The organism is Acinetobacter sp. (genome assembly GCF_049284435.1).
Taxonomy (GTDB): Bacteria; Pseudomonadota; Gammaproteobacteria; order Pseudomonadales; family Moraxellaceae; genus Acinetobacter.
Genome location: NZ_JBAPXX010000163.1, coordinates 20,868 through 30,487, shown reverse-complemented (window position 1 = coordinate 30,487; position 9,620 = coordinate 20,868). Strand labels below are relative to the sequence as shown.

4 protein-coding genes are annotated in these 9,620 nt (G+C 45.4%); all 4 read right to left on the bottom strand.

Going from position 1 to position 9,620, the window contains the following annotated elements; genetic code table 11:
* Window positions 1-144: 144 nt before the first annotated feature.
* Window positions 145-2,232: a polyribonucleotide nucleotidyltransferase gene (pnp, locus tag WAK81_RS13850; protein WP_422197638.1), complete on the bottom strand. Its 2,088-nt coding sequence runs from the start codon at window positions 2,230-2,232 to the stop codon at window positions 145-147.
* Between the two features lie 260 nt (window positions 2,233-2,492).
* On the bottom strand, window positions 2,493-2,762 hold the full coding sequence (gene rpsO, locus WAK81_RS13845; RefSeq protein ID WP_004278577.1) for a 30S ribosomal protein S15: 270 nt from the start codon (window positions 2,760-2,762) through the stop codon (window positions 2,493-2,495).
* A gap of 894 nt (window positions 2,763-3,656) precedes the next feature.
* The gene (gene recD, locus WAK81_RS13840; RefSeq protein WP_422197635.1) at window positions 3,657-5,438 is read right to left on the bottom strand and encodes an exodeoxyribonuclease V subunit alpha; all 1,782 of its coding nucleotides are present in this window, start codon (window positions 5,436-5,438) and stop codon (window positions 3,657-3,659) included.
* Between the two features lie 71 nt (window positions 5,439-5,509).
* Window positions 5,510-9,616 (bottom strand): UvrD-helicase domain-containing protein, encoded by a 4,107-nt coding sequence (locus WAK81_RS13835; RefSeq protein ID WP_422197633.1) that lies wholly within the window; start codon window positions 9,614-9,616, stop codon window positions 5,510-5,512.
* Between the last annotated feature and the right edge of the window lie 4 nt (window positions 9,617-9,620).

The window sequence follows — 9,620 nt, the reverse complement described above, 5'->3', positions numbered from 1 at the left end:
AGCTAAAACTTACAATCGACCCGCTGTGAAATAATGTGCTGAGCAGAAAGCTTAAGCAATCAGATAAAGCTTTGTTGCTTCATTCTGACTTGATTACAATTTAAAAAAGCCCGCATGAGGCGGGCTTTTTTAAACAAGAAACAATTATACTTGTTCGATGTCTTTCATTGTTAACTTGATACGACCACGGTTATCAACGTCAGCAACTTGTACTTTCACTTCTTGACCTTCTTTCAATACGTCTGCAACATTGGCAATACGTTCGTTAGAAATTTGCGAAATGTGAAGTAGACCGTCAGTACCTGGCATGATATTAACAAACGCACCAAATTCAACGATACGAATTACTTTACCAACGTAAATTGTACCCGGTTCAATTTCAGCAGTCAGTGCTTGGATTTTTGCAACCGCAGCGGCAGCAGCAGCTTTCGTTTCACCAAATACGCGAACTGTACCGTTATCTTCAATATCAATCGCAGCTTTAGTTTCTTCAGTAATGGCGCGGATGGTTGCACCACCTTTACCAATCACGTCACGGATCTTATCAGGGTTGATATTGATCACTTGGAATGTCGGCGCATGCATTGAAATTTCAGGACGCGCACGTGAAATCACTTGGTTCATTTCATTGAGGATGTGCATACGACCTGCATACGCTTGGTTCAATGCCGCTTCCATGATTTCTTCAGTGATACCTTCAATCTTGATATCCATTTGAAGCGCAGTAATACCGTTTGCAGAACCGGCTACTTTAAAGTCCATGTCACCTAAGTGATCTTCGTCACCTAAGATGTCAGAAAGAACTGCGAAACGCTCGCCTTCTTTCACTAGACCCATCGCAATACCTGCAACTGGTGCTTTAAGCGGAACACCGGCATCCATAAGAGAAAGTGATGCACCACATACAGACGCCATTGAAGACGAACCGTTTGATTCAGTGATGTCAGAAACGATACGGATCACGTACGGGAAGCGGTCAGCCGCAGGAAGTACAGCTTGAACACCACGACGTGCCAGACGACCGTGACCGATTTCACGACGCTTAGGACCAGATTCACGACCAGTTTCACCTACAGAGTATGCAGGGAAGTTGTAGTGCAACATGAAGTTGTCAGTTTTGGTACCTGCAAGGGTGTCAACCATCAACGCATCACGTGTATTACCCAAAGTCGTTGTTACTAACGCTTGAGTTTCACCACGTGTGAACAATGCAGAACCGTGAGCACGATCCAATACGCCTACTTGTACGTCGATTGCACGAACAGTTTTGGTATCACGACCATCGATACGTGGCTTACCAGACAGGATGTTGTCACGTACGGTACGGTATTTAAGGTCTTCGAACAGTTCGTTTACTTCTTCTGCAATACCAGTTTCGTCATTTTCAGGAACGAACTGTGCAACTGCTTCTGCATAAAGCGCATCAAGTGCCGCATAACGGTCTTGTTTCACTGCAATCGTGTACGCTTCAGAGATTTTCGCTTCGAATGCTTCTTTCAATTTACCAAGAAGTTCTTCGTTTTTAACTGGAGCAACCCAAGTTGACTCAACCGCGCCTGCAGCTGCAGCAAATTCTTTGATCGCCTGGATCGCAATTTGCATTTCGTCATGACCGAACAATACAGCGCCCAGCATTTGGTCTTCTGAAAGTTCTTTCGCTTCAGATTCAACCATCAGTACTGCAGATTCTGTTCCAGCAACAACAAGATCAAGATCAGACTCTTTAAGTTGTTCAAGATTCGGGTTCAGGATGTATTCACCGTTGATTAAACCAACACGCGCGCCACCAATCGGACCACGGAAAGGTGTACCAGCGATAGACAATGCAGCAGATGTACCTAACATTGCAGCAATGTCAGCATCCATCGTTTTGTCAGAAGAAATAACAGTGGCTGTTACTTGAATTTCGTTGAAGTAACCTTCTGGGAACAACGGACGAATTGGACGGTCAATCAGACGTGAAATCAAAGTCTCAGCTTCAGACTGACGGCCTTCACGCTTGCCATAACCACCCGGGATACGACCAGCAGCATATTGCTTTTCTTGATAGTTTACAGTCAATGGGAAGAAATCTTGACCTGCTTTTGCTTTAGGCTGTGCCACAACAGCAACAAGTACTTGTACGCCGCCCATTGTAATCACAACAGTGTTTGCCTGACGGGCAACACGACCTGTTTCCAGGATAACGTTGTGCTGACCGAATTGGAATTCTTTACGAATAATATTAAACATTGACATGTTTTATTTTTTCCTAGTTCTTGTGAACAATTATTCTAGTGGAGACCCCTAAGGTTTGGCATTCATGACCATATGGACGAGTAAATGACAAAGCTTAGAAGCCGACCTCACCAGATTAAATACTATTTTTAAACACAAAGAAGGAGCGAAACATTCGCCCCTTCCACTGGCTTAGCACAAAGCTAAGCCGACTTTAGTTTTCAGTAATAAAGCACAAAGCATGCAATACACCCGAAAATAAAGTTTAAATCGAATTAACGACGTAAACCTAAAGCACCGATCAATGCTACATAACGACCGTGGTCTTTACCGTTAAGGTAGTCAAGTAGCTTACGACGTTGGTTAACCATACGGATTAGACCGCGACGGCTATGGTGGTCGTGTTTGTGCTCTTTGAAGTGACCTTGTAAGTCATTGATTTGAGCAGTTAAAAGAGCTACTTGAACTTCTGGTGAACCAGTGTCGTTTTCAGCGCGAGCGAATTTAGCCATGATCTCTGCGCGATCTGCGTTAGTTAAAGCCATTCGATTTCTCCGAGATGCTTATATATTTTGATAAAAATCAAAGTGATGAGAATTCAAAACCTTGACTGCCGTGCATCACTACAGCAAGTTGCATATTTTAAGGGAAAACGCATCAAATTGCAAAAATAGATCCATATTTTTGCATGGTTTTGGTTGCTCATTGATGCAGTTCAGATCCAATGACTCTTGTCCCTCGAAGATGCAGATTTTGCATTATTTTAGTGAAATAAATCCAGGATGAATTAAATATAGAAATTCCTTTGAAAAGCCAACAAACCCTTTAACTCGCTTGAATCTTCAGCTGCTCTCCATAAAAAATGGATAAAAAAAAGCCCGAGTAGACTCGGGCTTTTTGGCGCTGTAGTTCTTTCTCTTATCATTATTATTTATTGTATTATTATGGCGTTTTACGCTTATTATTATTTTCAAACATCCTGTTGAAAAATCATCTTCCTTGTGTGGTAGATTTTGCCACATTCCCACGAGACAACTAGAGGTATTTGCCTCATTTTACTGTAAGCCATTTCGTACATCACAGGGTAAAAATTTGCATAATGTTACACAGCTCTCGTTTTATTTAACGCTATTTACTTAAGTTTACTGGCTAGGGCTGAAAATTTTTGCTAATAAATTAGGATAAAAATCCAGCAAGCTTCCTATAAAAAAATCAGGATATAAAAAAGCCTTGTAGTCTCTCCCAAAACTACAAGGCTTAGCGGCTGTAAGTTTCCTCTTTCACTTACTTCACTGTAAGTTCGCTGTCTACCGACATTATTATTATCATTATGCGATTATGCTCAACTTTCCGTGTTGAGTTATTTTGTAGAACCAATCTTCTCAAAAACTGAGCAAAAGCTCTATGCGTCAATTTCCTGAATCCTTGTAAGCTTTTACCTACAAGATTTGATTATTTTTGCCAATTAAATTACTAGATTGTTCAATGATTTTTTCGCTCAAACCACTTTTTCGGGTGGTTCTGACACAAAGTGCTTGTATAAAAGCATCACAATCCACCAATAAACTGACCACTTTTTTGGCTCGAGTAATTGCAGTATAAATCAACTCTTTGCTCAATAGATTTTTTGCATATTGATCCAGCACTACCGCCGTATGGGAAAATTCTGAACCTTGAGATTTGTGAATAGTCAGCGCAAAAGCGGTTTCAATACTTTTAGGTAAACGGGTGGCCAATACCCATTTTTCCAGACTTGGGAAATACACTTCAAACTGACGCTGACCGGACTGCTCACGTAAAAAACAGATGCCAATATCGCCATTGGACAGGCCCAACTGATAGTCGTTATAACTCATCATCACTGGTCGTCCGACGTACCAGTCGCCCTGTTTCAATTGGCCTTGAGCTGCTAGAAAACGTTGCTCAATCTGCAGGTTGATCTTGAGCAGACCCAGATCACCAGAACGGATTGCCGTTAAAATACGGTAATCATCAAAAGTTTTTACCACCTGTTGCACATAGTGTTCAAAATCAGCTGAACTGTAGGCTTTTTTGATGGCCTGTATATAGGCCTGATAACCATACATGAGCTGGTCATAATACTGATTCAAGCTATGCGCGGTCTGTTCGGCGCCCGAGAGCAGGTATTGTAGCTGCAACTGGTCGATCTCGACCTGATCTAAGGCAATCGCCTGTAACTCACTAGCCGGTACAATCTGCTGCTCAAATTTCTGCAAGACGTGAGAAGGCTCATGATTCTGCTGGATAAACTCCGCCATTGCGCCAATCTTGGCCCCAGTCGCAAAACGTCGCGTGGTGATTAAATTGACCCGATTATCATCCAAGGTCGCCACTTGCTGTAAATCTGCCAGTACTGTTCCGACATCCACAGAGGCCAGCTGGTCTGCATCGCCAAGTAAAATCAGCCGTGCATGAGACGGTACGGCGGCCAGCAACATCTGTGACAGATTCAAATCCAGCATCGAGGCTTCATCGACCACAATCACGTCATAAGACAAAGGTTGCTTGGCATGAAAGCGTGGCTGTCCGCGAGTACCCAGACCCAGTAAGCGATGCAGGGTAACTGGCTGTAACTGTTTTAATGGTTCTAGCTCAAATTGTTGTAATGCTTCACTGTACAAGGCTTTTTTCAGCGCTTCTTTCATTCGCTGTGCGGCCTTTCCCGTAGGCGCTGCCATAGCGATCCGGATATTTGGCATTGCCTCATGCAGGACCGCAATCATATGCGCCAATGTATAGGTTTTACCGGTACCCGGACCGCCGGTAATAATGCTTAGGGCTTGCTGCGCCACCATATGCAGGGCTTTTTGCTGCTGTGGATCTGACAATAGGCTGCGATCACGTTCAGATAAATGAATAGCGGCAACCGGTTGGGTTTTAATCCGAGCAATATGTGCGGCTACCGCCTGCTCCAGCTGCCAGTAGCGGTACAGATATAAATGCTGATCTGCAAAAATAAATGGTGCGATACCCGAGATTTGCTGACGGCGGTCTAGAACCAGATTATGTAATAACGCAACCTGCTGAGGATCAACTTCGATACAGCTATCCCCCGCCTGCATCGCTTCAAGCAATTGCTGGATCAAGATTTTTGCTGCCGGATCAAATGAAGCCATACTAAACGGCGGCTGACACAGATAGTCAATCCAGGCTATTAAATTGGAGTCTTGCTGTGACACGTGATTCTGCTCATTTTCCACACAGTTATCCTCAAAGTTATCCACAGGATAATTTTTTGTTTAATCTCTATATATTTTATAAACCCGCAAAATCATGCTGATTTTTTCTGCTCAAAATAGCCCAGTATTTGATCCAGTTTTTCTATAAATTTCAGGCTCGGTTGCCAATGATAAGCCGCTTGCTGCGCCTGTCCATTCATCCCGCGTAAATACAGATAGGTCGCGCCGCCCAAGTGCTGCTGAATCGAATAACCTTGCATATTGGCACTCAGATAACGATGCAGCGCCACCAGATACAGAGCGGCCTGCAACCAGTAACTGGACTGGCTCATATTCTGCTGAATCGCCTCAGCACTATAGTGCTGCTGATCAGGTCCGAGGAAGTTACTTTTATAATCGGCAATATGGTAGCGCTGGCCATCAAAATACACCAGATCGATGGAACCGGTCAGATACCGCGCCGATTTGGCTTCATTAAAATCGCTCATGACCATGTCATGTTCGAGAAAAAGCTGATGGATTTGCCGAATCTGCAAAGGGGCATCGGTCAAGGACAGATAAAAAGGAAATTCTGACAGATACTGTTTAGCCTCCAGCTGCACCAAAGCAAAATCTGCCTGAATTGGGGTAATAAGAATATCACGCACCCAGTCATGCATCAGGTTCAGCAAAATATCTTCTGTGATCTCGTCCAGCAATCCATGAAAAGCAGTCTGGAAAATACTGTCCACATTCAGCGATTCAGTGCTTGCAGAGCGTGTGAGCTGGGCCACTTCCTGTTCAAAAAACTGAATAAAGGATTCATCCTCTAGGCCATCGAAATACACTTCAAACCGACCTAAAAATTCCATTAAGGCCGAACGATCGAGCTGCTGCCATTGCTGGCGATAGGCTGCATTCTGATCATGCAGGCGAATTCCGGTCAATAGCTTATAGTTCAGGCTGGACAATACGCGCTGCATACTATGACGCAATTCCTCAGCTTTAAAATCTGTCTGAGCTGCTGCCTGAAACAGGGTTCGCAGATTCACCACTGCTGTCTGATAATGTGGGAAAAAGGCCTGTTCCAGTACACTACGTATATGAAAAGCCTGTTCAAATTTTTCTTTCAGTTCCTGCCAGATTTGCGGTGCGGTATTTTTAAAACGGCGTCGGATTTCCAGATTCCAGTAACTGCTGTCCTGAAAATCAATATGTTCAAAAATGCTGTGCAAAAAGGTTCCGGCCACGGTGCCTTTAGGAAAATTTAGCTTAATCCAGTCTAAGGGCACGGCTGCTGGCTGTTCTTCCAGATCGGTAAAATGAATTTCATCAGCGGCACTATCGGGCTGCTGTTCTGAAGCCGTGACCAGATCGTCCTGCAAGATATGCCCATGTAGCTGATGCTGTGACAAGGCAGTAAAACTGGTTTTGGTTCGCGGATAAAACTGCCGCTCTGGCAAAGGTTGCGCCCGCATGTCAATCTGATGATGGTTCGACTGCTCGACCAGGCGCGGTGGTTCCTGAGACAGAGGCTGCTCGACCAGACTTAAAGCATGTTGAAACAGTTGATCGCCCTGACCACGCCAGAAGGCCAACCCGGATTCGGACTGTGCGCTCTGATCCTGCAGCATAGCATACACTCGATGACTGGCACGGGTCAGCGCCACATACCAGAGCCGGTGGTTTTCGGCGGCATTGCGCGCTGCATTCTGCAGAATCGCCTGCTCATGCAAATTCTTGTGATTGACAGCAATCACCCGGAATTGTTCCAGAATATTGTCCTGTTCAGGCGCAGACAGGGAAAAATTCAGGTTGCCTTTATTCACATCAAAAGCAGCATCTGCTCCCAATAAAAACACCACTTTAAATTCCAGCCCTTTGGAGGCATGAATGGTCATCAGCTGCACCCCATGATCCCCAGACAGCTTGCGTTCTTTTTCGCTGTCCTTGCCTGAAGGTGACTGAAGCTGGCGCAAATACCAATGATAGAGTTTTTGCGCCCCCTGATAATATTCACTCTGCTGGCTCAGCATCTCGGTCAGATGGCGCAGATTGACCACCACCCGCTCATTGTCCAGACTTTGACTGGCCACCAGATTGGTCCAGACCTGAAACAGGTTCAGTGCATAATTCCATGCGGTCAAAAAGCCTTTCTCAAACCACATTTCCCGAATTATATCCAGATCCGCAATATAGCGACTGAGGCCTTCACTCTGGCCTTGCAAATCAATCAGTTTTTTCAGATTGAAGCCCAGCAGACGAGTTAGTAAAGCCCGCTTGACCTTGGCCTCATTGAAAGGATCCATGATCGCCGTCAATACTGCCGCGACATCCTGAGCTATGGGACTGGCAAACACGCTCTGTTTGGATTCTTTATAGCAGGGAATGCCCATACGTTGCAGACGCTGCTTCACCTGTTCCAGAGCAAAATGTCCAAATCCCAGTACGGCGATATCATCTGCGTTCAGGCTTTGCTGCTGCTCTTGCTGCTGAAAGTACAGTTGCTGCTGGGCAGATTGATTCAGTAGCGCACGGATTTTCCAGGCCACCTGATCTGCTTCTAGATCCGATTCCCCTAGCTGAATCCATCGTAAGGGCTGCGGGTTGATCCTGCCCATATCGACCAGATCTGGATGTGGGCGACTACCGGCCTGAATCAGGGTGTACTGCACCTGTTCGCCAAAATCCATTTGTCGCTGGAACAACGCATCAACCACTTCTACCAGCGGTTTGACTGAACGATGGTTCTGCATCAGGGTATATTCATGACCCTGCTTGTGGCGTACGTCAGCGTGTGCCTTGTTATAAGTCAGCATGTCGCCGCCGCGGAAACCGTAAATTGCCTGTTTTGGATCGCCGACCATAATCATGCAGCCGGACTGCACCCGGTTGGCATCACGCCAGATCTTGGCCAGCAGATCATCCTGATCCTGATTGGTGTCCTGAAATTCATCGACCAGAATCAGCGGATAACGTGCCTGCACAAACTGGGCAAAACGCTGTCCCTGCTGGCCTTGCAATGCTTCTGCCAATGTACGGATTTGCTGGGGAAAAGTGGTTTCACCCTGCTGCTGCAAGGTTTGCGGCAAACGGGTCTGCACACTTTGAATAATATGAAATTCCAGATAGGTCGTAAGCTGTTGCAGCTGCTCATCCAGATACTGTTTGACCTCACACAGGGCATCAATTGCCACGATCAGACTATGTTGCAAAATCAGCTGCTGCTCTGCATCCGGACAGCTTTTGTTAAAGACCTGAGTGGTCGGCTGGAAATCGGTTTTCTTGCGGCGCAAATAGCACAGATTCAGTAAAATCGGCTGTAATTCAGCATCAAAGAAACTCATGCCACCCTGATTTTTCAGGGCTGCGCTCCAGGTCATAAAGTTTTCACAAATTTCGGTTAACTTGGTCAAAAAACTCTTGTGAAAATATTTCGGACTTTCCTGACAATAACGCCGCATGACGGCAAGATCATGCTCCTGAATATTCAATAATTGGTTAATACAGGCTTCCAATTTGTTCAGGTCACATTCAGCCGGTTCGATCTTGCGGAAATGCTGCTTGCTGAAATTCAGGGCATCACGCACCAGCCCGGTATAATGCTCCACCGGTTTCAGCAGATTCTGAACATACAGATGATTGACGATATATTGTGGCTGTTGCTGAATCCAGTCACGCAGCACATCATGAATCAGCTGCTGGATATACAGATCCTGATCTTCGGTTAGTTCTGCACGTTCAATCTTGCCACTTTCAAATGCAAATTCACGTAACAGTTTCTGGCTAAAGCTGTCCAGGGTGCCGACAAACAGTTCATCCAGCTGGTTCAGCACCAGACGTAAACGGCGACGGGCATAATCCAGCCGTGAACCATAATCTTTCAGTACCTGCTGAAATAAAGGATCGGTTTCATTCTGGATTTTTGCTGTGATTTCAACTGAATTCAGCTGCTGATGACGCTGGATATAAGCCAGGGTTTCCTCAACCCGGAGTCGTACCCGGTTTTTCAGTTCAGCCGTGGCCTTACGGGTAAATGTAGTCGCAATCACCTGATGCGGATAATACTGGTCCAGAAAAATTCGCACCATTAAGCTGGAGAGAGTATAGGTCTTGCCGGTACCTGCCGAGGCTTCAATCCAGTGCAGGCCACGGAACTTCATGTCCTGGATCGGATTGGTAGAAATGGCTGTTTGCATCTGCTGCTTTAAGAAAATCATACGG

Excerpts from the sequence above, each read along its gene's own strand:
- WAK81_RS13835 (WP_422197633.1), bottom strand. The coding sequence starts at position 9,616 with ATGATTTTCTTAAAGCAGCAGATGCAAACAGCCATTTCTACCAATCCG.
- rpsO (WP_004278577.1), bottom strand. The coding sequence starts at position 2,762 with ATGGCTTTAACTAACGCAGATCGCGCAGAGATCATGGCTAAATTCGCT.
- pnp (WP_422197638.1), bottom strand. The coding sequence starts at position 2,232 with ATGTTTAATATTATTCGTAAAGAATTCCAATTCGGTCAGCACAACGTT.